Genomic DNA, 24,133 nt, shown 5'->3' with positions numbered 1-24,133 from the left:
GTGTTTACGAGAGGTCGAACTGCCCGGCGACCTGCTGAATCTTCACGATGACGAACTCCGCCGGCTTGACCGGCGCGATGCCGATCACGACATTGACCACTCCGCGCTCGATGTCGGCGTCGGTGGTGGTGTCCTTGTCGCATTTGACGAAGTACGCCTCGCGCGGCGTCGCGCCCTTGAACGCGCCCTGCCGGAAGAGGTCGTTGAGATACGCCGACGCCTTCAGCCGGATCTGCTGCCACAGCTGCTCGTCGTTGGGCTCGAAGACCACCCACTGCAGACCGCGGTAGAGGCTCTCCTCGACATGGAGCGCGAGCCGGCGCACCGGCACGTACTTCCACTCGCTCATCAGCGCGTCCGCGCCCTCGAGCGTGCGTGCGCCCCAGACCAGCGGGCCGACCACCGGGAAGGTGCGCAGGCAGTTCACGCCCAGCGGGCCCAGCAGCCCGTTCTCCCGGTCGGTGAGCTTGACCGTCAGCGAGCGCACACCGGCCAGCCGCGCCTCGGTCCCGGCCGGGGCCTTCCACACGCCGCGCTCACCGTCCGTACGGGCGATGACGCCGGCGATGACACCCGACGGCGGGAAGGCACGCTGCCGGCCCGTCAGCGGGTCGGTGAGCTGCACATGCGGGAAGTACAGCGCCGCGTGATCGCTGCGCACACTGTCGAACGCGCCGATCCCGGCCCGCGCGGCGTCCACGCTGCCCCATGTCGAGGGCGAGTCCACGAGCAGGAAGATCCGCCGTTCCCGGCAGAGCTGCTCGGCCGCGGAGAGCACGGTGACCATGTCGTCGGTCGACTCGTACGCCGAGAGCTCCGGCAGGGAGAGCAGGTTGACGTCGTCGACGTCGCGCAGCGCCTGTACGCCGGTCTTGCGGGCCTCGCTGCCGATGAGGTCGCGCGGTCCTGGCGGGTCCCCGTCCTTGCCGCCCTCGAGCGGGAAGACGGGCGGGTTGACCGAGGCCTCCAGGCCCAGGTCGTTGGCGCATTCGCCGATGAAGCGCACCACGTCGTCGGGGTCGACGGACCCCGCGACGACCTGGAGCCGGCGGCCGAACGCGGTGACCTCGGCGCCGGCGAAGGCATGCTTGCCGGGGGCGTCGGGCAGTGCGCGGAGCTTCCGTTCGAGCAGCAGGGCGAGCTCGGTGACCGTGGTCGGCGCCTCGCCGTCGTGGTCGGGCTCGTAGAGGGTGAACTCCCGCTCCACATCGCCGACCTTGACCTTCAGCTCGACGTTCAGGCCGGGCAGTTCGGCCGCGAAGGGCTTGGAGACCGTGCCGGACGGGTCGGGCCGGTCCTCGTCCAGTGCCTTGACGCGGACGAGCGAGGAGCCGGCGTTCACGACCGTCTCCACGAAGCGGCCGTGCCCGGCGTTCATCGACAGGCCGGTGAAGGACTCGCGGGCCCCGCCGCGCGCGTCGAGGACATGGAGGTTGAACGTCTTGTCCGGGGTGGGCGTGTCGTGGTCGACGGCCATCCGCAGCCCCGAGCCCCAGACACCGGGCTCCTTGGCGTGCACCTCGAGCACCGGGCAATCGCTGTGGCCCTCGGTCGAGTTGAGCGTGACGCAGGCTTCCTCGCCGGTGCCGGCCTTGGCCACACGGACGATCACCGCGACGGTGCCGCCGTTGCCGAAGAACTGGTGCACGGCATAGCTGACGGCGCTGCGGGAGGTGAGCCCGCCGAAGCGGCGCTCGAAGTCCGCGAAGCTGGTGACCCGCACCGGCTGATTGAGCGGACCCCGGCGGGTGTGCCCCACGAACGCGGTCACCGAGGTGGTGACCGAGGCGATGGTACGGACGCTGCTGGGAAGTTCTTCGATGTATACGCCGGGATAGCCCATGTGCGTCGGCATTCCCCCTCCATTCCCTTTCGCGCACCAAGAGATGAGGAGGGGAGGTGAAGAGGACATATGCGTGCGTCAAATATGCAGGCGTACTCTTCCGTGCTTTCCCCCGTCACACACCCCGTGCGATATCGGTCTCGCAGGGCCATCAGCATGCGCGTGTGCTTGTGGCTCCTGATGCATGAGTGCCTCAAGAGAGTCTCGTTCGCGCCTCGTTGGGCGGTCAAGGGACCCTTTCGGTCAACCGTTGATCATTACCTGTCAGAGTTCGTGGAGATCGTTCGGTGTGGTCAGTGGGATATCGCGGGTCGAATATGAAGACGAGTTCACAAACGCTTCACGGGAATTTGTGCCGGGTGAGCGGGAAACAGGCCGAATCACGCCTGCTCCGGCGCGCCGCCTTGTGTCGACTTGGCGGCGGATTGGGGGGTTTCGTGACCGCCGCTCTCTGCTACGGGAACTGGCTGCGGACGCAGTCCAGTGCGGCGCCGACATTGACGAGCCCCGCCCCGGTGGCCTCGTCGGGGCCGGTACGGGCCCGACGGTTGAATCGCACGTGGTTGCTGCCCGCCGTGACGTCGATGGCGGTGCGTGCCAGGGCCTCGGTCACCTGGGCGGGTGCGAGCCCCGGCCGGACCGCCAGGAGCACCGCCGCCGCGCCCGCGATCTGGGGTGCCGCCGCGGACGTACCGGAGAACAGCGCCCAGCCGTCGTCCGGCTGCGTACCGTCGCCGGGGTTGGGAAGCCGGTAGTCGAACGCCGCCCGGCTCTGGGCGACGTCAGTGTCGCAGCCGGGCGGCACGATCAGCATCAGGACCGGCGGCCGTTACAGGAAGTGGAAACCGGGCCGCGGATGCATGAGGAACTCGTGGTGGGAGATGTTCCACGCGTACGCCCCGGCCAGCGCGAACACCACGAGGTCGCCCGCCCGCAGGCCCTGCGCCGGGACACGGCGGGCGAGGACGTCCTTGGGGGTGCACAGCTGGCCGGTCACGGTGACCAGGTCCTGGCCGGCCTCGGGCCGCGGCCAGGGGTGGGTCCAGGTGTCCCTGCGGAGCACGGCGCACGGCTGGTCGTGGCCCTTCGTCGCCGGGGTGCGCAGATGGTGGGTGCCACCGCGGACCACCGCGAAGGTCTCGCCGTGGCTCTGCTTCACGTCCAGGACCTCGGTGGCGTACCAGCCGCAGTACGCCGTGAGCGCGCGGCCCGGCTCGATGCGCAGCCGCAGGCCCGGGTGGGCGGCGGTGAGACGGGCGAGCCCGGCCCCGTAGGCGGCCCAGTCGAACCGGGCCCCGGGGTCCGCGTAGTCGACCGTCATGCCGCCGCCGACATTGACCTCGTGGAGGCGGAAGCCGTGGCGCTCGGCGAGGCGCACCGACCAGGTCACGACGGACTCGGCCACGGCGAGCTCGGCCCGGGCGCCGAGGCCGCTCGCCAGATGGGCGTGGACACCGCGCAGCTCCAGCTGAGGCCGGCTGCCGTCGGTGAGGAGGCGGACCATGGCGTCGGCCTCGGACGGGTCCATGCCGAACGGGGTCGGGCGGCCGCCCATGGAGAGCGCACTGGCTTTCAGCGAGCCGTCGGCGAGCGGCAGGTTGAAGCGGAGCAGGATCGCGACGCGTGCCGCGGGCGCGTGGCGGGCGGCGAGGTCCGCCAGCATCCGGAGCTCGTACGGGCTTTCCACATGGAAGCGCTCCACTCCCGCTTCGAGCGCCGCCACCGTCTCGGCGGGAGTCTTCCCGGGGCCGCCGAAGGCGAGCGGCCGCTGCGGGACGGCCTTGGCGACATGGGCGAGTTCGCCTCCGGAAGAGACCTCGAAGCCGTCCACGTACGGGGCGAGAGCCGTCAGGATCTCCTGTTCGGGATTGGCCTTGGCGGCGTAGTACAGCTCGACGCGGTCAGGCAGCGACGACCGGACGGACGCGGCGTGCTCGCGCAGTGCGGCCAGATCGTACAGATACGCCGGCAGGCCGTCGGCCGGGAGGGCCAGTGCATGCTCGCGCACCGCCGGGCTCAGCAGGGTCGTGGTCAACGGGCGTTCCAGTCGTCGTCGGCGGGGATCGCCCCGGACAGCATGTCCTCGGCGAGCGGGGAGGGCAGGCGGACATAACCCGCCGTACGGTCGGCCGCGCGTGCCCAGCGGGTGAGCAGATTGGCCTTGGCCGGCAGCGGTTCACCCGCGAGCAGGGCGGTCAGGCGCGGTGGGCGGCCGTGTTCGTCGGCGTAGTTCCGGAGTGTGCGGCGCACCTGCGACCACAGTGCGGTCTCGGTCTGCGGGTGCAGATCGGCGAGGGCCGCGAGCATCTCGGCCACATGGTTCACGAGCAGGCAGTAGACGACCCGGTCCCAGCCGCGTCCGGCGTCGTACGTCAAGGGGCCCGCGACCTCGGCGGGCAGTGCGGCGAGCGCGGCGGCGTGGTGCTCGGGGAGCAGCTTGGTGCCTTCCATGTCGCGGAAGAGGACCTGTACGGGTCTGCCGTCGGCGTCCACGCAGACGACGACGTTCTGCAGATGGGGTTCGAGGACCAGCCCGTGGTCGAAGTACGCGGCCAGGACGGGCGGGACGAGCAGGTCCAGATAGTCGCGCCACCACGCCAGGGCCGTGGCCGGATCCGCATCGGCCAGCAGCCGGGAGATGTGGGCGGGCCCCAGGGGGTACTCGTCGGCCACGGACGCGGCGAGCAGCGGAGTGACACCGGGGCGAAGCCGCCCGGCGAGGCCTTCACGGACGATCACACCGAAACCCTCGAGGAGAGCGAGGACCGGACTGCCGTCCGCGCCGGGCAGGGCGAGGCTGCGGTAAGCGGGCTCGCGGAGCATGCCGCTGCCGGGGAAACGGGCCGCCAGGTCGGCCAGTGCGGAGCCGAGCAGTCCGGTCAGCCGGACCGCTCCGGTGAGTTCGTAGCCGGCGTTCTTGCGCAGGCAGTTCGTGATGCGGACGTTCAGGCTGAACTTGAGGAACGTGTCGCCGTCGTAAAGGGTGCGGACGGACGCGGTGGCGGCGAACGGGGTACGGCCGGGGCCGAGGTCGAGGATGTCGCCCCGGCCGAGGGCACCCCGCAGCGCCGGGTGCTCGTGCAGCAGTACGTACTGCCAGGGGTGGGCCGGCAGCAGCCGGTACCCCTCGGGCACCGGCCCCAGCCGGTCCAGCGGGTCGGCGGCGCCCGGCTCCGCCGACTCCTGGACGATCAGGTCGTCGCGGACGGCGAGCAGGCGGAGCGGGAAGGAGGCGGCGGCTTCGGGGGCGTACGCCGACCAGGCGGCGGGGTCGCCGCCGCGGGCCTTGGGGGTGGGGTGGAAGCGGTGGCCGAGGACGAGGGACTGCTCGGAGGCGAGGTAGTCGGCGAGTGGACCGCTGCCGGCGGCGGCCCGGCGAGGGAGGGCGAGGGCCGCCGCGACCCCCTGATGGCTGGAGGCGACCTGGTCCAGGAACTCGTCGTTGCGTACGCCCGTACGGAGCGAGAGCTCCGCGTGGATGTACCGGGCGAGGCCCGCCCAGTCGAGTGCGGACCAGCCGCCGTCGGTCTGCTCCTCGACCGGACCGGTGAAGCGGTGCGCCCCGAGGAGGGACGTACGGCGAAGGGCCACCCGGAGCAGCACGCCCAGCCGTGGCAGGCGCAGCAGCAGACGGCCGCCGATGACAGCGGTCCGGTGCTCCGGTCCCGACACCTCACGGAGCAGACAGTTGAGGAGGGTGTGCGCCACGGCGTCGTCCGCGGTGGGCTTGCCCGCCAGGGCGGAGTGATGGGCGGAAGAGTGGATGGAGGTCATCGCCGCGTGAACTCTCCCCGCAGCAGGTAGTTGGGGCCGGTCGTGTAGTGCTTGTTGATGTCGGACGCTCCCGAACGGTCCTTGGCGAGCAGGGTCCCCGCGGTCACCATCGCCTTGACGGGCAGCCGCGCCGCGTCCAGGACGTGTGCGCGCAGCACGGCTCCCGGCTCCCCGGGCCGCGTCCCGAGCCGTTCCACGGCCTCGGCGAGCCGGTCACGTACGAGCCCCAGCAGGCGGTCCAGCGGGGCGCGGCCGTGCCGGGCGAGTCCGAAGGCGTAGGCGCCCGCGCACAGATGGACGGTGATGGTGGTGAACAGGTCCACGACCGGGCCGTCGCTGTCGCCGAGGATCCGGCGGTCGTCGAACGCCGCCGGGTCCGGCGCGTCCGCGCCGAGTGCCGCACGCAGCCGGACGCTGTTGATGCGCGGGCCGTCGTTGTCCTTGAGCAGCAGCCGCAGGCGCGGGTGGCCCGACCGCTCGTCCATGACGAGTGACACGTTCTGCTGATGGGACTCCAGGGCGATCCCGTATCCGAAGAGCGTGGTCTGCCAGTCGAACAGCAGGGTGAGCGCGGCGTCGAGGAGGGTGAGCGGATCGCCGCCGTAGAAGCGGTCGGCGAGGTGGTCGATGACCAGCCGGCCGCCGGGAGCCCGGCTCAGCAGCGCGGCCATGGGTACCACGACGGCGTCGTCCAGGCCGGCGGGCCAGCGCCGCAGGAGCACGGCGAGCTGCTCGTGGCCGGCATGGGCGAAGTGCGTCTCGTCGGCGTGCAGGACAGTGTCCCGGAAACGGGGCTCCCGTGCGGTCACGGTCCGCAGCAGTCGCTGCGCGGCGGCACCGTCGACGAGTGTGCCGGGCTTGATGGTGCGCCGGTTGAGCCGGCCCAGGGTGGAGATGGCCAGGGGCAGTTTGAGATGGACGCCGGGGCGGTCGGCGAGGGCCACGGTCCGCATGGACAGGGTCGGTACGACCTCCAGGTGCGGCCGGTCGGCCAGGACCGCCCGGTCCTCGAGTCCGGCGGCGCGCAGGGCGTCCCGCAGGGGGCCGCCCACGGACAGGGGATGCACGGGGAGAGCGAGATGGCTGCTGTCGAGTCCCGGCAGCCCGAGTTCCGAGGGGGGCGGTGCGAGGCTCGGCCCCTGGAGGGTGACCGCGTCCCTGGGGAGAGCCAGCCAGCGCAGGGCGAAACGGGGGTGGAACTCGGGTGCGTACGCGCGCAGTTGGCCGGGCCTGAGCCCCGAGCGCCCGCGTGCGGTCGGATAGACGGGGTGGTCGAGACGGGCGGCGAGGGCGTCATGGGCGGGAGCGGCGGCGAGCCCGGTCCAGTGCGCGGGGTCGGCTCCGTTGCGCGCGGCCAGCGCCCCGAGGACTTCGTCCTCGGTCCGGGCGTGCAGCCGCATGGTGGTGAGCGTCTGCCGGCACTCCTCGGCGAAGGCGCCGAAGCCGCCACGGTCCGCAGGTTCGGCGAGGGCGGCCAGTGCGTCCAGGACGTCCTCGCAGGTGGTCAGTTCGCTCCCGTCGGACTCGCGGCGCAGCAGCGGCAGCCGGGCGGTCCACGCGCACTGGAACCCGTCCTCGCGGACCGGCAGGAGCAGCGCGTCCGAACCGGCGGTCGCCAGCCGCAGCCAGATGCCGTCCGGGCGCTCCACCACGGCACTGCCGGAGCGCAGCCGCACGACGTCCTCGCGCAGCAGCGCGCCGAGCACCCGCAGGAGCAGCTCCGCCTCGGCCGTCGTCCCGGTCGCGCCGGCGGGTTCCGTCGGCACCGTCACGGCGTGATCTCCCAGCGCTGTGCGGCGAGAAAGCCGGTCACGGCCCGGTCCACGCTCTTCTGGTCGGTGCCGGTGGCCCGGACGACGCCCAGGAAGTCGCGGTTGGTGCGGTACAGCTCGTGCCGCTCGCCGATCCGGCGCAGCGGCCGGTATGTCAGGCGCACGCCGTCGTCCTCGAATTCGGCCGCGGCGGGGGCGGCGGTCAGCGTTCCGGCGCGCTCCGCGCACGGATAGTCGAGCCGGGCCGCGCCGTCGGTCCGTGCGTGCAGGTCCGCCGGCAGCGGCTCGCCCAGATGGGTGCGGAGGATGTGCTCGAACAGCGGCACGTCGAGCAGCCGGGCGAGGAGCAGGTCGCACTGGTCGCCGATGGCACGGTAGTTGACCTCGATGATGCGCGCGCGTCCCTCGTGCACCACGAACTCCGTGTGACAGGCACCGAACCCCACACCGAGCGCGCCCAGTTGGGACAGGACCTGTTCCACGACGGGTTCGGGATGCGCCGGGACGTAGGTGAGCCGCTCCTCGACGAAGTACGGGGGAGGGGACAGCTCGGTGTGGAAGCCGCCCAGCACATGGCGTATGCGGCCGTCGCCGAGCGTTTCCAGGGTGTACAGCTCGCCGGGCAGGTACTCCTCGACAACCAGCGCCGACCGCGGCCGGCGCGCCCGGATCTCCGCGCAGCGCCGTACCAGGTCCCGCACGTCCTCGACCAGGAAGACGTCCTCGCTCGCCACGCCCTCACGCGGTTTGACCACGTACGGGTACGGCCTGCCGAGAGCGGCGACCGCGGCGGCCGGGTCCTGCCCGGGGGCGAGCTCCACGGACCCGACGGTGTCGGCGCCGGCGGCGGCGAGGCGGCGGCGCATTTCCGCCTTGTCCTTGGCACGCAGCGTGGCCTGCCAGCTCTTGGCGGGAAGGCCGAAGTAGTCGGCCGCCAGGGCGGCCTGGGTCTGCAGATGGTCGCTGTTGGTGAAGACCGCGTCGGGGTTGCGATGGGCCGAGATCCGGCTGATCACGGCGCGGAAGTCGCGCACGTCGCACTCGATCAGCTCGGTGTCCGGGGCGACGGCGCGGTGCGCCGCGGGCTGATCGGTGAGCAAGGTGACATGGAGCCCGAGCCGGCGGGCGGCGGGGAGGAATCCCTCGGTGACCGAGTCGGTCGGGTTCAGGGCGAGCAGGTACAGCTGCATGAGGGATCGCTTTCGTGCACGGAGCCGTGTGACCCGTGATTGTTCTGGATCACGAGCCGAGAGCCTAAGTTAGGCACACCTAAGTTTGTCAATTCGCCGCGACACGGCCCCGGTTGGCGTTCGCGATCACCGATGTGGTTAAGGTGAGCCTTGCCTTAGTGCACTGTTGTTCAACGCGTCCGCGGTGCAACGCGCCCGCTGTCCGTCTCACTGCTGCTCGTCTGTTCGCCGTCCCGCTGTTCGTCTTCGTGCTGAGGAGCGCCCGTGACCCTGGCCCCGGCATCGCCACTGGCCGGACCTGCCGTGAGTTGTTCCGCCCTGCTCGCCCGCACCTGTCGGCGGATCGCCGGGCTCCTCCCCTCGTGGGAGATGGAGATCGCGGCACCCGGCACGCCGGCCGGTCAAGGCTGGGCCGACGGTGCGGAACTGGCGGTCCGTCCGGAACTCCTCGACGCCCTCCTCGATTCCGAGGCCCTGCGTATCCGGGACCGTCACGCGCACACCGCCCGGCCGGATGTCGTCGCGTCGCGCGCGCTGCACGACTACCTCTGGACCGTCTGCCTGCTGATGAGCGGCCCCTGGTACCTCGATCGTCGCGTACCGCGGATCCGCCCGCAGGACGTCCGGGTCGGTCTGACCACGGGGGCCTTCGCCGTCGTCCCCGGCGGCTTCGCGTGCCTGCCCGGCGATCCCGCGGCCGGGCTGCCGGGCGTGCGCGTGGTGGCGCACGGAGAGGCGCTGCGGGCCGAACTGCGTGCCGCGGTCGCCGACCATGTACGCCCCCTGCTGGCCGCGATCGGTCCGCGGCTGCGGCGCGGGCCGCGCGCGATGTGGGGGATGGTGGGCGACGATCTGGTCTCCGGCATCTGGAACCTCGGCCGGGTGCTGGGGGAGGAGGAGCGGGGCGTACACGCGGCGGGGGAGCTGCTGCCCGGGCCGCTGCCGCCGTTCCCCGGCGGCGCCGGCTTCCGCCGGCTGACGGGCCGCGACGGACGGTCGTACCCGACCCGCACGCGTCTCGGCTGCTGCCTGTACTACACGATCCGCCCGGCGGAGGCCTGCGGCACCTGCCCGCGGACCTGCGACGCGGAGCGACTGCGCCGGTTCGAGGGAGACGTGCCCGCCTGAGACCCTTCTGTCACGACACGCGCCTGTTGGGTCAGAGATGTGGCAATTTGCCTTATTCGCCACATAATTTCTCCTCATGACGAAACGACAGATCACGTACCTCGGATGCGTCGCTCTCATGATGACCACAGGGCTGGGCGCGGCAGCGCCGGCCCAGGCCGGAGTCACACACGACGTACATCCGGGGGAGTCGATCCAGGCCGCCGTGAACGCGGCGAAGCCGGGTGACACCATCTCCGTCGCACCCGGCACCTACCACGAGAGCGTTCTCATCAAGAAGTCGGACCTGACCCTGATCGGGGTGGGGGCACGGACCGTCATCAAGCCGTCCACCGGGGCGGCCAAGAACGCCTGCGCGCAGGCGGGGAACGGGATCTGCGTCCTCGGCACGGCCGCGAAGCCCGCCCAGAACGTACAGATCCGCTCGCTGAGGGTTTCGGGGTTCAAGAAGAACGGCATCTGGGCCTCGCGCACCAACAAACTGATCATCCGTCGCGTGACCTCGGAGAAGAACGGCAACTGGGGCATCGCCGAGGAGCGGTCCCTGCGATCCGTGATCCGGGAGAACACGGCCCGCAACAACGCCGAGTCCGGAATCTTCGTGTCGAACACCACCGACACCGAGGCCGGCGCCGTCAACACCCGGCGCACCCTGGTCACCGGCAACCTTCTGACGGGCAACCGGATCGGGCTCACCGTCAGACGGCTCAGGAACCTCACCGTCCAGCACAACGAGCTCCACTCCAACTGCGCGGGCATGTTCGTCGTCGGCGACGAGGGCGTCCCGCGGACCGGGGACCTGGCCGTCCGCGGCAACCATGTCCACCACAACAACAAGTCCTGCCCGAAGACCGCCCGGCTGCCCAGGATCCAGGGCGCGGGCATCGTCCTGACCGGCGTCGAGGACGCCGTCGTCGAGTCCAACCTGGTCTGGGGCAACACCGGCACGTCCCCGTTCTCCGGCGGAATCGTGCTCTTCAAGAGCATCGTGGGCGCCCCGAGCACCCGCAACGCCATCAGGGACAACGTGCTGATGAGCAACCGGCCGGCGGACCTCGCCAACCGTGACACCGGTAAGGCCAACACCTTCTCCGGCAACTACTGCAAGACCGCCGAGAAGGCAGGGCGGTGCTCATGAGCACCGCAGGTGCAACGACGGCCACCCCGCCGTCCATGCAACTGCGGGAGCTCGTCTTCGGGGCGGCGTGCGCCGGCGCCGTGCGGGCCGCGGCCCGGCTCGGCGTCGCCGACGCGCTGGGGGAGAGCCCCGCGACCGCGGAGGAACTGGCGGCCTCGGTGAAGGCCGAGCCGCGGGCGCTGCGGCGGATGCTGCGCGCGCTGACCTGCTACGGGATCTTCACCGAGACCGAGGACGGCACCTTCGCGCACACGGAGATGTCCCGGCTGCTCCGCGAGGACGACCCGCACAGCCTGAAGTACATCTCGCTCTGGTGCACCGAGCCCTGGACCTGGGACGCCTGGCCGATCCTCGACGAGGCGGTGCGGTCCGGCAAGAGCGTCTTCGACGGGCTCTACGGCAAGGGCTTCTTCGACTACCTCCACGAGGACGCGCACGAGTCGGCGCACGTCTTCAACCGGGCCATGACCACGTCCAGCATGCAGTCGGCCCGTGACGTGGCGCAGCTCCTCGACCTCGCGGGAGCGTCGACGGTCGCGGACATCGGCGGCGGTCAGGGGCACGTCCTGGCGAGCCTGCTGGAGAAGTACCCCGGCATCCGGGGAACGCTGCTGGACCTACCCCGTGTGGTGGCAGGCGCGGACCCGCGGCTGCGCGAGGGCGGCTCGCTCGCCGACCGCGTCACCATCGTCGCCGGGGACTGCCGGGAGGCCATGCCCGTCGAGGCCGATGTCTACATCATCAAGAACATCCTGGAATGGGACGACGACAGCACCCGCAGAACCCTGGGCAATGTCGTCCGGGCCGCCCGCCCGGGAGCCAGGGTGGTGGTCATCGAGAACCTCGTCGACGACACCCCGTCGATGAAGTTCACCACCTCGATGGACCTGATGCTGCTGCTCAACGTGGGTGGTGCGAAGCACACCCAGCAGAGCATGATCAGCAGGATGGCGGACGCCGGTCTGATCGTCGGCGACGTCCGTCCGGTCAACGCGTATCTGCACGCGTTCGAGAGCATCACCCCCGGCGCCTGATCGCCGGGATCCGTTCCGGCCACGACGCGTCGCCGGCTCCGCGTCCGCACGCGGAGCCGGCGACGTTGCGTAGGCGTCACACCCCTGGCGTCACACCCTGGCGTCACGCTCCCAGCGGTAGAACTCGTGGGCCATGGCGTCCTTCGGGCTCCGCCAGGTCTGCGGGTCGTACGCGCTGACATAGGCGGAGAGCTGCTGGCTGATGTCCCGGAAGGCCGGGTGGTCCGCCACCTTGGCGACCGCCGGTCCCGGCGGCCGGTCGGCTTCGATCAGATGGAGATAGACATCGCCGAACTGGAAGAGGCTGCGCCGGGTGACCCCGACGAGGTCCGGCAGTTCGCCCCGGTCCGAGGCCTCGAACACCTTGGCGATGTTGGCGGCCGAGTCCGGTGCCATACGGGCGACGATCAGAGCCTGGTGCATCAGGGAGAATCCCTTCGGTCGGTGTCGGTCGGTGTCACTCGGAGGTGACCGGGACGGCCTCGCGCTCGCGGGCGCGCTGCTCGATCTTGTCCCTGATGAGCTCCATCTGGATACGGGAGTTCCGGTTGATGTTGTCGGTCATCCAGTCGTCGTCGACCGGGGCGTCCGGCTTCATCGCGAAGTCCTGCGTCCAGTGCATCAGGACACCGTGCGGTGTTTGCGTGTACTCCCAGCGGATGTCCATGTGCTGGAAGGGGCCGGTCTCGACGCGGCGGGCACGGACCGTCAGCGCCTTCCGGTCGGTCTCGCGCTCCGACACCCAGCTCCAGACCTTGCCGTTCTCGTCGGGATGCATGGTGAGCCGGAACGTCGTCTTGTTGTTCCTGCGGTCCATGATCTCGACGGACGCGTACTCGCTGAACAGCTGGGGCCAGTTCTCGATGTCGTTGGTCACGTCCCAGACGAGGTCGAGGGGCGCGTCGATGGTGATCTTGTTCTCGGTGTGCCCGGACACTTCAGGCTCCTGCCATGAGGGAATTGTTGACGAGGTCGAGGAATTCACGCGGGGTCTTGCAGCGGTCCGCGTCGGGGGGCAGCGCCTGGCCGTAGCGGTTCTCCAGCTCGCCCACGATGCCCAGCAGGCCGAGCGAGTCGAGGCCGTACTCGTCGAACCGTGCTTCGGGCCGGCCGCCCATCTCGACGGGGTCGACGGTGATTCCGGCGCCCTTCTTCATCAGAGCGGCCAGCTCCTCGATGGTCAGTTTGGTGATTTGCGTCGTCATGAGAGAGTCCTCACTTCTCACTCGGGGGTGTCGGCGCCGTGCCGCAGCACGAGCGCCGCGTTCGAACCCATGAGTCCTCGGCTCAGCACCAGGGCCGTGCGCAACTCGGCGGGGCGGGCCCTGCCGGTCACCACTTCCAGGTCGTGGCACACGTCGGAGACATTGGGCGTGGGCGGTACGAGACCGTCCTGCATGGAGAGGACGGCGGCGGCCGCGTCCAGCACGGGCGCTCCGCAGTAGGCCCGGCCCGTGCCGCTCTTGGGGGCCGTCACCGGCACACGCAGACCGTGCGGGCCCAGTGCGTCGGCGATCGCCAGCGCCTCGGCCCGGTCGGCCTCCGGGATGCCGAGCGCGTCCGCGAAGACCACGTCGATCTCGTCAGGGGCGCAGGCGGCGTCCGTCAGAGCACCACGGATCGCGTGCGCCAGCCCCTCTCGGGACTCCTCCCACCGGGAGGCCCCGGTGAACGTCGCCGCGTGCCCGGCCACGACGGCCCGGACGGCGACGCCACGGCGGCGGGCCGCCGACTCCTCCTCGACGACCAGCATGGCGCCGCCCTCCGCGGGCACGAAACCGCACGCGCCCGAGGTGAACGGCCGGTAGGCGTGCGCCGGTTCCTCGCAGGTGCTCAGTTCCCGGTAGCCGAGCTGGCACACGAGCGAGTACGGCGCCAGCGGCGCCTCGGCCGCGCCGATGACGACGGCGTCGGTGCCCCGCTCGATCGCCCGGGCGGCGTGCGCGAGGGCGTCGAGTCCGCCCGCCTCGTCGCTGGCCACAACACCGCAGGGGCCCTTGAACCCGCCGCGGATCGAGATCTGTCCGGTGCTCGCCGCGTAGAACCAGGCGATGGACTGGTACGGACCGACATAGCGGGAACCCTGGCCCCACAGCCGCTGCAGCTCACGCTGGCCGAACTCGCCGCCACCGGAACCGGCTGCGGTGACCACTCCCACCGCGAACGGGGAGTCGCTGTAGTCACCGGTGGCTATCCGCGCGTCGGACAGTGCCATGTCGGCAGCCGCCATGGCGAAATGCGTGAACCGGTCGGTCTGGACGAGGTAGCGCTCCTCGACCAGCGATTCGGGATCGAAGCCGCGCACTTCGCCGGCGACACGGACCGGCAGATGCTCGCAGCCTTCACGCGTCACGTGGTCGAGGACGCTGACGCCTTCGCGTGTGGACTTCCAGAAGGCGTCGGTGCCGACCCCGTTGGGGGCGATGACGCCGATTCCGGTGACGGCCGGACGCCGGTCCTGCCGAGGACTCATCGTGTCCTCCCTCCTGGCCGGGTGAGGACCACGGCGGACTGGAATCCGCCGAAGCCACTGCCGACCGAGAGCACGTTGCGCAGCTTGAGAGCGCGCGCGGTGCGTGGCACATAGTCGAGATCGCACTCGGGGTCGGGGGTCTCGTAGTTCGCCGTCGGCGGCACCACCTGGTTGGCCAGCGCCAGCACACAGGCGACGATCTCTATCGCCCCGATGGCCCCGAGCGAGTGACCCACCATGGATTTGATGGAACTCATCGGAACCTTGTAGGCGTGCGTTCCGAGCGACTGCTTCACTGCGGCGGTCTCGTGCCGGTCGTTCTGCTGCGTACCCGAGCCGTGCGCGTTGACATAGTCGATGTCCGACGCGTCGATACGGGCATGGCCGATCGCGCTGCCGATCGCGCGGGCCATTTCCAGGCCCTCCCGGGTGAGACCGGTCATGTGGTACGCGTTGCCGAACGTGGCGTAGCCACCGACCTCGCAGTACACCGTCGCGCCGCGGGCACGCGCGTGTTCGAGCTCTTCCAGGACGAGCACGGCCCCGCCTTCACCCATGACGAATCCGTCCCGGTGGGCGTCGAAGGGGCGGGAGGCATGGGCCGGGTCGTCGTTGTTCGCGGAGGTCGCCTTGATCGCGTCGAAGCAGGCCACCGTGATGGGGGATATCGGCGAGTCCGACGCGCCCGCGATGCAGACGTCGACCCTGCCCTCCTCTATGGCGTGGAAGGCGTAGCCGATCGCGTCGAGACCCGAGGTGCATCCCGTGGAGACGGTCTGCACCGGGCCGTGGGCGCCGGCCTGTTCGGCGACCTCGGAGGCGAGGGCACTGGGCGAGAAAGCGCGGTGCAGATGCGGCTCCGCCTCGCTGTGGTCCACGTCCCAGCGCCGGCCCGAACTGCTGACCTTGACGTAGTCGTGCTCCAGACGGGTGGTTCCGCCGACCGCGGTGCCCAGGGACACCCCGATCCGCCAGGGGTCCTCCCGCTCCGGGTCGAGCCCGGCGTCCCGCAGCGCCTCCCGGGCGGCGACCATGGCGAACTGCACGTACCGGTCGGCGCGCTGGGTCTCCTCCGGGCCGAGGCCGTGGGCCGTCGGATCGAAGTCGCACTCGGCGGCGATCCGCGAGCGGAACCCGGTCGGGTCGAAGAGAGTGATGCCGCGCGTCGCCGTGCGGCCGTTGGCCAGGAGGTCCCAGAACGCCGGTATGCCGACACCTCCTGGCGCCACTATGCCGACGCCGGTGACCGCTACCCGCCGGGTCATGAAGCCGTCCCGGTGCGTTCGGGCGGACGGTGCTGTCCGACGCTCTCCATGGCAGGTGTCTCCTCGGTGTCGACATGGCCGAGTTCCGGACGCGGGGCCAGCGGACCCAGGTGGAAGACCATCCGGGCTTCCGTGCTGCCCACGTTGCGGAACCGGTGCCGCACGTAAGGCGGGATCAGCAGCCCCTGGTCCGGCCGGATCGGAAACGTCTCGTCGTCCAGGTCGACTTCGAGTTCGCCACTGACGACGTACACGAACTCCTCGGAGTACGGGTGGTAGTGCTCGCCGATGCGGTCGCCGGACTCCACGATCGCCAGGCCCATGAAGCCGCTCGTGGCACCCACGGCGGTGGGCGTGAGCATGGCGCGCAAATCGCCTCCGCGCCTGCGATTGGGCTGGGTCTCGCTCAGGTCGACGATGCGATGCGGTGTGGTCATGACTGGTTCCTCCATGGCCGGATGGCGTGGTGCCGGCGGTTCGTTGTGTGCGCGGTGCGGTGTGCGTGTGGTGCGATGTACGCGCACCGCACCGCCTGGCGCCGGACGGACGGTTCGGGCCCGGCAGCCGTGGTTCAGGGGGCCCGGCGGTCGGTGATCAGACGCATGTCGGCCTTCTTCAGGAAGAGCGCCATGTCCTCGTCCGTGGCCGACGTGCTGCCGCCGACCGCGTCGTCGTCCAGCAGCCGCGCCAGCATGGCCGCCTTGCGCGGGCCGTGGGCGCCGAGCGCCAGCAGCGGGTGCGTGTCGATGGCGCCGCGCACATCGACCAGCCGTACGACGATGTCGTCGCGCTGGAAGATGGTGCTGCTGTCGACAGGCGCCGACGGGTCGTCCGCCGCCGCCTCGTCCTGCTGCGCGAGCAGCCGGGCGAGCGCCATGCCGCAGCCCGGCTTGGCCGGGTAGAACAGCGCGTGCCGCTTGACGTCCGGGTGCCCCTTGCCGGCGGTCGCGAGATGGTGCACCGCCGGAAGCGCCGCCCGGGTGAAGAAGACCCGTGCCGAGTCCTGGTCGTTGAGATCCCGGTCCTGCTCCAGGTACGGGTTGATGGCCTCCTCGACCGCCCTGACCTCGGGCTGCCGGGCGACGTGGCGCAGTGCGGCGAACAGGTCGCCCTGCACCTCGACGGCCCGTACGACCCGGTTCCCGTGCATGAACAGCGAGGTACGCCGCAGCCGGGTGTGCTCGTCGACCTGTGCCGCCGGCGAGTCGTATCCCGCGAGGATCTCCGCCACGACCGGCTCGCTGCCGGGCTTGACGGTGAAGGTGAGGGCGTGCCGCACGACACCGTCACCCACCCGCGGGAAGGGCTGCAGGCCACCACCGATCTGCGAGGCCTCGACGGAAGTGTGGAGCTTGCCCGTCTCGCGCAGGACGCTGAAGCGCAGCGACCGGGTGTCCCGTACGCAGTTGTGCAGGGGCCGGACCGTCTCCACATGCTCCTCGCTGTTCACCCAGTCGAGGAACGGCGGCGCACTCTCCCATTCGCTGGTGATCAGCCACTGCGAGGGGTTCTCGATGGACTGGCACAGCTGGTCGCTGATGTGGCCGGGTACCGAAGCCACCTGGTTGCGCATGTGCTCGTACGCCTTGAGGAAGTTCTGCTGTGCGCCGTCGTGGAGGTCCAGCAGCAGTACGACGCGCAGCCTGGAGCCATCGAAGGCCGACTGAGATATACGTTCGCTCAGCGTTGTCATGATTTCCACGCCTCTCCTTCGAGACAGTGAGGCCGCCGCGTGCTGTGGCACGGCCGGCTCTCGGGGATTCCGAGCGCGAGTTCCGACAGGTACGGACGGCCGTGCACCGCTGAGACGATGCGGCGGTCCGGCTTCGATCCTGTGCCGGTACCACGGGTGGCGCGAGATGTGTGAACCAGGTGGGTGAACGGGCGATCGAGGCCCTCCCGCAAGGGCATGGAAACTCCATTCCCCGTACCGGCGGCTGGAGCTGGAGCAACTGATGGAAGACAACGTCGACGAGCGCGTACCGGTCCTGATCGTGGGCGGCTCCCTGGTGGGCCTTTCGGCATCGCTGTTTCTGGGCCGTATCGGTGTCGAGCACATGCTGGTCGAGAGACACGCGGGCACTTCGAGGCATCCGCGCGGCCGTGGCAACAATGTGCGGACGATGGAGCTGTTCCGGGTGGCCGGTGCCGAGCAGCACATCCACGACGCCGCATCCGTCCTCGCGAAGAACCACGGCATCCTCCAGGCGCCGTCGCTCATCGGTGACGACGAATGGCTGTTCAAGGAGATCGACCCCGGAGGCGGTCTCGCCCGGTTCAGCCCTTCCTCGTGGTGCGTGTGCAGTCAGAACGACCTGGAACCGGTGCTGCTGGACTGCGCCCGCAAGCTCGGGGGCGATCTGCGGTACTCCACCGAGCTGCTCTCCTTCGAGCAGGACCCGCACGGAGTCACCGCGGTCGTGCAGAGCCGCGAGACGGGCAGGCGCAGCACGGTGCGCGCGGACTACCTGGTCGCCGCCGACGGGCCCCGCAGCCCCGTCCGGGAGCAGCTCGGCATCGGCAGGACGGGCCAGGGCGACCTGTTCCACAACGTGAGCATCACCTTCCGCTCACGTGCGCTCGCCGACGTCGTCGGCGACCGGCGCTTCATCGTCTGCTACCTCACCGACCCCGAGGCGGACGGCGCTCTGCTGCCGGTGGACAACGTGGAGAACTGGGTCTTCCACGCCCCCTGGCAGCCCGACCGCGGGGAGACGCTGGACGACTTCACCGACGAACGCTGCATCGCATACATCCGCAGGGCGACCGGTGCCCCCGACATCGACGTCGAGATCACCGGCAAGGCCCCGTGGCACGCGGCGGAACGCGTCGCCGAGCGGTACGGGGCGGGACGGGTCTTCCTCGCCGGGGACTCCGCCCACGAGATGTCCCCGACCGGCGCGTTCGGCTCGAACACCGGAATCCAGGACGCGCACAACCTCGCCTGGAAACTCGCTCTGGTCCTGGACGGCTCGGCCGGCCCCGGACTGCTGGAGACGTACGACGTGGAGCGCCGTCCGGTGGCCCGGGCCACCAGCGCGCGCGCCTCGGCCCGGTCGGCGGAGCACAGCCACCCGGGGTACGCCCCCGCTCCGGGCATGGCCGGCGGCAGGCAGAGCGGGATGCTCACCGTCGCCATGGGCTACCGCTATCCGCGCGGCGCCGTCCTCGGCGCCGACCCCGAACTGGCCGTCGTACCCGAACGGATGCAGCTCTCGGGCGAACCCGGCAGCCGCGCCCCGCACATGTGGCTGAACCGGCCCGGCGACATGCGGCTGTCCACGCTGGACCTGTACGAGCGGTCCTTCGTGCTCCTGACCGGATCGGGTGGCGCGGCCTGGCACAAGTCGGCGGCACGCGTCGCCGAGCGGCTTTCGATCACACTGGACGCCTACCGCATCGGCGCGGGACCCGACGCCGATCTGGTACCCGAAGCGGGTGCGGACTGGGCCGAGCTGCACGGCACGACGGCCGCGGGCGCGGTACTCGTACGCCCGGACGGATTCGTGGCCTGGCGCTCGGCGGAAGCCGTGTCCGACCCGGAGGCGACCCTGTTCGATGCCATGAAGGCGCTGCTGCACCGCTCCTGACGGTTCACTCCGCCGGTGTCTCCACAGGTGGGGCGCCGGCGGGGCCGCGGAGCCGGTATGCCGTCAGGTCCGGGGCGGCAGCCGGTGCAGACGTACCTGCGTCAGCTCCCCGTGCGCGGCCACCGCGGTCATGTAGGTGCAGTACGGCTGCCGCCGCCGGTCCGTCGGCGACCCCGGGTTGAGCAGCCGCAGACCGCCCTGAGCGGTGGTGTCCCACGGGATGTGACTGTGCCCGAAGACGAGTACGTCCAGATCGGGGAAGCGCTCCGCGCACCGCCGCTCACGGCCCTGCGCGGCACCCGTCTCATGGACGACGCCGAAGTGCAGCCCGCCGAGTTCCGCGCGCGCCACCTCGGACAGCCGGGCCCGCAGCTCGGGGCCGTCGTTGTTGCCGAACACGGCGACGAGACGCCGTGCCCGCGCTTCGAGCAGATCGAGGGTGGCCGAATCCACCCAGTCGCCCGCATGGATCACCACATCGGCCCGCTCGGTCTCAGCGAGGACCTCATCGGGCAGCTGCCGGGCACGCCTGGGCACATGGGTGTCGGACATCAGCAACAGCCGCACCGGCCACCTCCCGCTTCGCGCTATCGGCCGGGCCTTCGCCACCGGCTCGTACGGGTCCCCGGGCCCGGCACGCAGGTGGCGCAGGAGGACGACCCCGTTGCCGAAGGTCCGGTCGCGGTCCTCGCCGAGGTCTTCGGGGTCCGGGGGACGGGACCCGCCGGGTGCCGGTCACGGCCGAGACGATACGCCCGCGCACACACCCGCGCACCAGGCGGGACCAGCGTGTCCGCATCCGGGACGTCGTGTCACGCCCGTTCTACCTCTGATCATCCTCAACGGGGCGGCGCGGAGCGCCGCCGCATCACTGCGAAGCAATCGCCCGGGCCCGGCCGCCCCGGAGTCCTCCGGGGGAGAGGGGCGGCTGCGGCGGGGTCCCTCCCTCCTGGTGGCGGAAGGGGACCCTCCACTTCAGCACGCGAAGAAACACCATGACCTCCCTCGGCCGGGATGGCCGGATTGTCCCGGCCGGAGCGGCACAATCCGGATACCGCAGCAGCTGACGCGCCCGCAGACGTCAGCCTCGAACAGGGAGCGCTCATGCCGGACGCCGCCGAGACATCAGAACGACCGGTACTGGTGGGTGTCGACAAGGGGAGTGGCCAGGAGGACGTCGTACGTTACGCTGCCCAGCAGGCCTCCCTGCACGGCAGGCCGCTGCACGTCCTGCACGTCGTCGAGCACCGGGCCCCGGCCGCCGCAGGCGAGAAGCCGGGGGAGCCGCCCGCTCCGGACGGTCCGGGAGCAGAGGTCCTGACTCCGCTCGTGACGCTGGTCGAGTCGGAGTTCCCCGGCCTGCCGGTCACCTCGGAGTCGGTCGGTGGCAGGCCGGCCGCGGTGCTCCTTGAGCGGTCCTCCGAAGTCCCCTGGGTGGTGGTGGGTCACCGGGGAAGCGGGGGCTTCGCCCGGCTGGCGCTGGGCTCGGTGAGCTGGCAGGTGGCCACGCACTCGGCATGCCCGGTCTTCGTCGTCCGTCCCGGTGAGGTCTCCGCGGCGGCGGAGAACCGGGTCGTGGCCGGCGTGGACGTCTCCGACCCCGCCGAGGAGGCCCTGGAGGTGGCCTACGCCGAGGCGGCCCTGCGCGGGGCGCGCCTGGAGCTGGTGCACGGGAGCTTCCATCTGGGGGAGGTGCCGTCCGGCCCCGGCATGGTCGAGCCGGACTTCGAGATCCGCGACGAGGCGCTGCGGACGTCCCTGCGGGAAGTGGCGGACAGCCATCGTGACCGGTATCCGGAAGTACAGGTCGACGTGCGCGTGGAGCGCCTCCGCCCGGCGACCCTGCTGGCGGACGCATCGCAGGGCGCGGCTCTCCTGGTCGTCGGCTCCCACGGGCGTTCCGGGCTGCGCAGGCTGCTGCTGGGGTCGGTGAGTTCCGAAGTGCTGCACACGGCCGCGTGCCCGGTGGCGGTGGTCCACAGGGCCACTCACTGACTGGCAAGGCCTGGCGCCGCCCGGGCCGTCGGCCGGCTCACCCCGGGACCGGCACACGTACGGCGCGTGACCCGCGGAGGCGCGGACGGGTGCGGCACTGCTACTGCCCGCAAGCGTTCGCCCACCGTGTGCGGGCGGTGTTTAGATGGGAACATGGCGGGAGTCATCGGCCGCTTGCGCTCGGTGGTAAGTGCGCGGGCCGTCGCCAGCCAGGTGTTCGTCCTGCAGGTGGCGGTCGCGGTGCTGCTCGTCATCGCGGCGGTCGTGACCCTGCTGTTCCAGTCCCGGAACGACAGCGAGCGGGAAGCCCGCAACCGGTCGGTCGCGGTGGCCGAGACCTTCGCGCACGCGCCGGGTGTCGAGCAGGCCCTGGAGAGCCCCGACCCGACCGCGGCGCTGCAGCCCCGGGCGGAACGGGCCAGGGAGCTGTCCGGTGTGGACTTCATCGTCGTCATGACGCCGCAGGGCATCCGCTACACCCACCCCAACCCCGCCCAGATCGGGAAGAAGTACATCGGCACCACCGAGCCGGCGGCGAAGGGCGGGATCGTCACGGAGACCGTCACAGGCACCCTCGGTCCTTCCATACGTGCCGTGGTCCCCGTCACCGACGCCAAAGGGCGGGTGATCGGCCTCGTCGCCGCCGGGATCACGATCGAGCAGGTGAGCGGCTTCGTCGAGCAGAATCTGCCGCTGCTGTTCGGCACCGCCGCGGTAGCCCTGGCGGTCGCCACCGCCGGGTCCGCGCTGATCAGCAAGCGGCTGCGGTATCAGACCCATGGGCTGGGGCCCGTCGGGATGACCCGGATGTACGAACACCACGACGCCGTCCTGCACGCCGTGCGGGAGGGGGTGCTGATCGTCGACGGGGACCAGAAGCTGGTGCTGGCCAATGACGAGGCACGACGGCTGCTCGAACTCCCCCCGGACCCGGAGGGGCGGTCCGTCCTCGAACTCGGCATCGATCCGGAGATGGCCCGTCTGCTGAATTCCGGACGCCCGGTCACCGACGAGGTGCATGTGATCGAGGGCCAACTGGTGGCCGTGAGTCAGCGGTCGACGACCGAGGGCGGCGGGCCGCCCGGCACGGTCGCCACCCTGCGGGACACCACCGAACTGCGGGCGCTCAGCGGCAGGGCCGACACCGCACAGGGGCGCCTGAGGCTCGTGTACGACGCCGGGATGAAGATCGGCACCACCCTCGACGTGGTGCGCACCTCCCAGGAGCTCGCGGACTTCGCGGTCCCGCGGTTCGCCGACTACGTCTCCGTCGACCTGCCGGACCTTGTGCTCCAGGGCGAGGAGCCCGTGGAGAGCAGCACCGACCTGCGCCGTGTCGCCTACGCGGGCATCCGGGACGACGCCCCGCACTATCCGCGCTGGAGGCTGATCCACTTCGTCCCGGCCACGCCGCAGGCAGCCTCCTACCACACGGGGACGACCACCGTGGAGGCCGATCTGGCCGCGTTCACCGGCTGGCAGGGACAGGAGCCGGAACGGGCCCGCAGACTGGTCGCGTACGGAATCCATTCGATGATCGCCGTTCCGTTGCGGGCCCGCGGGGTCATCCTGGGCGTCGCCACCTTCTGGCGTTCGCAGAAGCCCGGGCCCTTCGACGACGACGACGTGTCGCTCGCCGAGGAACTGGTCAACCGAGCCGCCGTGAGCATCGACAACGCCCGCCGCTACACCCGCGAGCACGGCATGGCGGTCGCCCTGCAGCGCAGTCTGCTGCCGCGTGCCCTCCCCGAGCAGAACGCTCTCGAAGTCGCCTACCACTATCTGCCCGCACAGCCGGGCCTCGGCGGCGTCGGCGGTGACTGGTTCGACGTCATCCCCCTGCCCGGCGCCCGTGTGGCACTCGTCGTGGGAGACGTCGTCGGCCACGGGCTCCACGCGGCCGCCACCATGGGCCGACTGCGCACCGCGGTGAACAACTTCTCCACCCTGGACCTGCCACCCGACGAACTGCTGTGGCACATGGACGAGCTGGTCAGCCGTATCGACCAGGACGAGGAAAGCGGCGGCGGGGCCACGACGGTCACCGGGGCGACCTGCCTGTACGCCATCTACGACCCGAACTCCGGCACGTGCACCATGGCCCGCGCGGGCCACCTCGAGCCGGCGATCGTGCACCCCGACGGCGGTGTCGAATTCCCCGGCACGCCCGGCGGTCCGCCACTCGGCCTCGGCGGCCTCCCCTTCGAGACCACAGAGCTGCACCTCGCCGAAGGCACCAGCCTGGTGCTCTACACGGACGGACTCATCGAGGACCGCGAGCGTGACATCGACGAGGGGCTGGAGCTGCTGCGCCGCGCCCTGGCCCACACCGGCCGGGCGCCGGAGGAGACCTGTCGCGCCGTGCTCGACGCCGTGCTGCCCGAGCGGCCCCTGGACGATGTCGCGCTCGTCGTCGCCCGCACGCGCGCGCTGGACGGGGACCGAACGGTTTCCTGGGACGTGCCGAGCGACCCGTCGGCGGTCAGGCGGGTACGGGCCGATGTCGCCCGGACGCTGGACGCCTGGGGGCTCGGGGACGGGGCGTTCAGCACCGAGCTGATCCTCAGCGAGCTGGTCACGAATGCCATCCGCCATGCCACCGGACCCATCCGGGTACGCCTGATCCGCGACCGTTCCCTGATCTGCGAGGTCTCCGACGGCAGCAGCACCGCCCCCCATCTGCGGCGGGCGGCGGCCACGGACGAGGGCGGGCGCGGCCTGTTCCTGGTGTCCCAGTTCGCCGAGCGCTGGGGCACCCGGTACTCCGGCTCCGGCAAGGTCATCTGGACGGAACAGCCACTTCCGTGAGACGCGGACGGGTGGGGGCGGTACGGGATCCCGCACCGCCCCCACCCCGAGTGTTGCCGTCGGAGGACTCTCAACGTACGTGAGGGTGTTGACTCTCAACGGCTCAACGACGTTGCTTCGCCG

20 protein-coding genes are annotated in these 24,133 nt (G+C 71.0%); 6 read left to right on the top strand and 14 right to left on the bottom strand.

The window, feature by feature from the left end; genetic code table 11:
• Positions 1-4 precede the first annotated feature (4 nt).
• The 6 genes from ACZ6ZQ_RS20210 to ACZ6ZQ_RS20185 form a co-directional block, all read right to left on the bottom strand.
• Positions 5-1,855, bottom strand: coding sequence for a phage tail sheath C-terminal domain-containing protein (locus ACZ6ZQ_RS20210; RefSeq protein WP_469769876.1), 1,851 nt, complete (start codon positions 1,853-1,855; stop codon positions 5-7).
• Between the two features lie 442 nt (positions 1,856-2,297).
• Complete coding sequence (locus tag ACZ6ZQ_RS20205) at positions 2,298-2,657, bottom strand: S8 family serine peptidase (RefSeq protein ID WP_469769875.1); 360 nt, start codon at positions 2,655-2,657, stop codon at positions 2,298-2,300.
• Positions 2,658-2,672: 15 nt separating this feature from the next.
• On the bottom strand, positions 2,673-3,878 hold the full coding sequence (locus tag ACZ6ZQ_RS20200; protein ID WP_469769874.1) for a type III PLP-dependent enzyme: 1,206 nt from the start codon (positions 3,876-3,878) through the stop codon (positions 2,673-2,675).
• Positions 3,875-5,617: an IucA/IucC family protein gene (locus tag ACZ6ZQ_RS20195; protein ID WP_469769873.1), complete on the bottom strand. Its 1,743-nt coding sequence runs from the start codon at positions 5,615-5,617 to the stop codon at positions 3,875-3,877. Before ACZ6ZQ_RS20195 ends, ACZ6ZQ_RS20200 begins: the two co-directional genes overlap by 4 nt.
• Positions 5,614-7,389, bottom strand: a complete 1,776-nt coding sequence (locus ACZ6ZQ_RS20190) for an IucA/IucC family protein (RefSeq protein WP_469769872.1) — start codon at positions 7,387-7,389, stop codon at positions 5,614-5,616. The genes ACZ6ZQ_RS20195 and ACZ6ZQ_RS20190 overlap by 4 nt, the downstream gene beginning before the upstream one ends.
• Positions 7,386-8,579: an ATP-grasp domain-containing protein gene (locus ACZ6ZQ_RS20185; protein WP_469769871.1), complete on the bottom strand. Its 1,194-nt coding sequence runs from the start codon at positions 8,577-8,579 to the stop codon at positions 7,386-7,388. Before ACZ6ZQ_RS20185 ends, ACZ6ZQ_RS20190 begins: the two co-directional genes overlap by 4 nt.
• A gap of 264 nt (positions 8,580-8,843) precedes the next feature.
• On the opposite strand from ACZ6ZQ_RS20185, the gene ACZ6ZQ_RS20180 reads away from it, so the two are divergent.
• From ACZ6ZQ_RS20180 to ACZ6ZQ_RS20170, 3 genes are all read left to right on the top strand, one after another.
• On the top strand, positions 8,844-9,707 hold the full coding sequence (locus ACZ6ZQ_RS20180) for a (2Fe-2S)-binding protein (RefSeq protein WP_469769870.1): 864 nt from the start codon (positions 8,844-8,846) through the stop codon (positions 9,705-9,707).
• Between the two features lie 76 nt (positions 9,708-9,783).
• Positions 9,784-10,845 carry a right-handed parallel beta-helix repeat-containing protein gene (locus ACZ6ZQ_RS20175; protein WP_469769869.1) on the top strand — a complete coding sequence of 354 codons (1,062 nt, stop codon included), beginning with the start codon at positions 9,784-9,786 and terminating at the stop codon, positions 10,843-10,845.
• Positions 10,842-11,879, top strand: coding sequence for a methyltransferase (locus ACZ6ZQ_RS20170; RefSeq protein WP_469769868.1), 1,038 nt, complete (start codon positions 10,842-10,844; stop codon positions 11,877-11,879). Before ACZ6ZQ_RS20175 ends, ACZ6ZQ_RS20170 begins: the two co-directional genes overlap by 4 nt.
• 90 nt (positions 11,880-11,969) lie before the next feature.
• On the opposite strand, the gene ACZ6ZQ_RS20165 is transcribed toward ACZ6ZQ_RS20170, so the two are convergent.
• From ACZ6ZQ_RS20165 to ACZ6ZQ_RS20135, 7 genes are all read right to left on the bottom strand, one after another.
• Positions 11,970-12,302, bottom strand: a complete 333-nt coding sequence (locus ACZ6ZQ_RS20165; RefSeq protein WP_469769867.1) for a TcmI family type II polyketide cyclase — start codon at positions 12,300-12,302, stop codon at positions 11,970-11,972.
• 34 nt (positions 12,303-12,336) lie between these two features.
• The gene (locus tag ACZ6ZQ_RS20160) at positions 12,337-12,816 is read right to left on the bottom strand and encodes an SRPBCC family protein (RefSeq protein ID WP_469769866.1); all 480 of its coding nucleotides are present in this window, start codon (positions 12,814-12,816) and stop codon (positions 12,337-12,339) included.
• A gap of 1 nt (position 12,817) precedes the next feature.
• Entirely contained in the window at positions 12,818-13,084 is a 267-nt protein-coding gene (locus ACZ6ZQ_RS20155) for an acyl carrier protein (protein WP_453665712.1), read from the bottom strand.
• A 17-nt stretch (positions 13,085-13,101) separates the two neighbouring features.
• A complete protein-coding gene (locus ACZ6ZQ_RS20150; protein ID WP_469769865.1) occupies positions 13,102-14,352 on the bottom strand; it encodes a ketosynthase chain-length factor in 1,251 nt (416 codons plus the stop codon).
• A complete protein-coding gene (locus ACZ6ZQ_RS20145) occupies positions 14,349-15,617 on the bottom strand; it encodes a beta-ketoacyl-[acyl-carrier-protein] synthase family protein (RefSeq protein ID WP_469769864.1) in 1,269 nt (422 codons plus the stop codon). The genes ACZ6ZQ_RS20150 and ACZ6ZQ_RS20145 overlap by 4 nt, the downstream gene beginning before the upstream one ends.
• On the bottom strand, positions 15,614-16,054 hold the full coding sequence (locus ACZ6ZQ_RS20140; RefSeq protein ID WP_469769863.1) for a cupin domain-containing protein: 441 nt from the start codon (positions 16,052-16,054) through the stop codon (positions 15,614-15,616). The genes ACZ6ZQ_RS20145 and ACZ6ZQ_RS20140 overlap by 4 nt, the downstream gene beginning before the upstream one ends.
• Before the next feature lie 134 nt (positions 16,055-16,188).
• Positions 16,189-17,310 carry a SchA/CurD-like domain-containing protein gene (locus tag ACZ6ZQ_RS20135; protein ID WP_469769862.1) on the bottom strand — a complete coding sequence of 374 codons (1,122 nt, stop codon included), beginning with the start codon at positions 17,308-17,310 and terminating at the stop codon, positions 16,189-16,191.
• Between the two features lie 262 nt (positions 17,311-17,572).
• On the opposite strand from ACZ6ZQ_RS20135, the gene ACZ6ZQ_RS20130 reads away from it, so the two are divergent.
• Positions 17,573-19,207: an FAD-dependent oxidoreductase gene (locus ACZ6ZQ_RS20130; RefSeq protein WP_469769861.1), complete on the top strand. Its 1,635-nt coding sequence runs from the start codon at positions 17,573-17,575 to the stop codon at positions 19,205-19,207.
• 63 nt (positions 19,208-19,270) lie between these two features.
• On the opposite strand, the gene ACZ6ZQ_RS20125 is transcribed toward ACZ6ZQ_RS20130, so the two are convergent.
• The gene (locus ACZ6ZQ_RS20125; protein WP_469769860.1) at positions 19,271-19,774 is read right to left on the bottom strand and encodes a metallophosphoesterase family protein; all 504 of its coding nucleotides are present in this window, start codon (positions 19,772-19,774) and stop codon (positions 19,271-19,273) included.
• 537 nt (positions 19,775-20,311) lie between these two features.
• Here ACZ6ZQ_RS20125 and ACZ6ZQ_RS20120 point away from each other — a divergent pair.
• Together ACZ6ZQ_RS20120 and ACZ6ZQ_RS20115 are read left to right on the top strand one after the other, a co-directional pair.
• Positions 20,312-21,202: a universal stress protein gene (locus ACZ6ZQ_RS20120; protein ID WP_469769859.1), complete on the top strand. Its 891-nt coding sequence runs from the start codon at positions 20,312-20,314 to the stop codon at positions 21,200-21,202.
• A 153-nt stretch (positions 21,203-21,355) separates the two neighbouring features.
• Entirely contained in the window at positions 21,356-24,010 is a 2,655-nt protein-coding gene (locus ACZ6ZQ_RS20115) for a SpoIIE family protein phosphatase (RefSeq protein ID WP_469769858.1), read from the top strand.
• The last annotated feature ends 123 nt before the right edge of the window (positions 24,011-24,133 follow it).

It is taken from the genome of Streptomyces sp. NPDC053673 (genome assembly GCF_055585225.1).
This window is presented reverse-complemented; position numbering and strand designations above follow the sequence as displayed.

Coding starts and splice junctions, on each gene's coding strand:
- ACZ6ZQ_RS20210 (WP_469769876.1), bottom strand. CDS start 1,855: ATGCCGACGCACATGGGCTATCCCGGCGTATACATCGAAGAACTTCCC.
- ACZ6ZQ_RS20205 (WP_469769875.1), bottom strand. CDS start 2,657: ATGCTGATCGTGCCGCCCGGCTGCGACACTGACGTCGCCCAGAGCCGG.
- ACZ6ZQ_RS20195 (WP_469769873.1), bottom strand. CDS start 5,617: ATGACCTCCATCCACTCTTCCGCCCATCACTCCGCCCTGGCGGGCAAG.
- ACZ6ZQ_RS20185 (WP_469769871.1), bottom strand. CDS start 8,579: ATGCAGCTGTACCTGCTCGCCCTGAACCCGACCGACTCGGTCACCGAG.
- ACZ6ZQ_RS20175 (WP_469769869.1), top strand. CDS start 9,784: ATGACGAAACGACAGATCACGTACCTCGGATGCGTCGCTCTCATGATG.
- ACZ6ZQ_RS20170 (WP_469769868.1), top strand. CDS start 10,842: ATGAGCACCGCAGGTGCAACGACGGCCACCCCGCCGTCCATGCAACTG.
- ACZ6ZQ_RS20165 (WP_469769867.1), bottom strand. CDS start 12,302: ATGCACCAGGCTCTGATCGTCGCCCGTATGGCACCGGACTCGGCCGCC.
- ACZ6ZQ_RS20155 (WP_453665712.1), bottom strand. CDS start 13,084: ATGACGACGCAAATCACCAAACTGACCATCGAGGAGCTGGCCGCTCTG.
- ACZ6ZQ_RS20150 (WP_469769865.1), bottom strand. CDS start 14,352: ATGAGTCCTCGGCAGGACCGGCGTCCGGCCGTCACCGGAATCGGCGTC.
- ACZ6ZQ_RS20145 (WP_469769864.1), bottom strand. CDS start 15,617: ATGACCCGGCGGGTAGCGGTCACCGGCGTCGGCATAGTGGCGCCAGGA.
- ACZ6ZQ_RS20140 (WP_469769863.1), bottom strand. CDS start 16,054: ATGACCACACCGCATCGCATCGTCGACCTGAGCGAGACCCAGCCCAAT.
- ACZ6ZQ_RS20135 (WP_469769862.1), bottom strand. CDS start 17,310: ATGACAACGCTGAGCGAACGTATATCTCAGTCGGCCTTCGATGGCTCC.
- ACZ6ZQ_RS20130 (WP_469769861.1), top strand. CDS start 17,573: ATGGAAGACAACGTCGACGAGCGCGTACCGGTCCTGATCGTGGGCGGC.
- ACZ6ZQ_RS20120 (WP_469769859.1), top strand. CDS start 20,312: ATGCCGGACGCCGCCGAGACATCAGAACGACCGGTACTGGTGGGTGTC.
- ACZ6ZQ_RS20115 (WP_469769858.1), top strand. CDS start 21,356: ATGGCGGGAGTCATCGGCCGCTTGCGCTCGGTGGTAAGTGCGCGGGCC.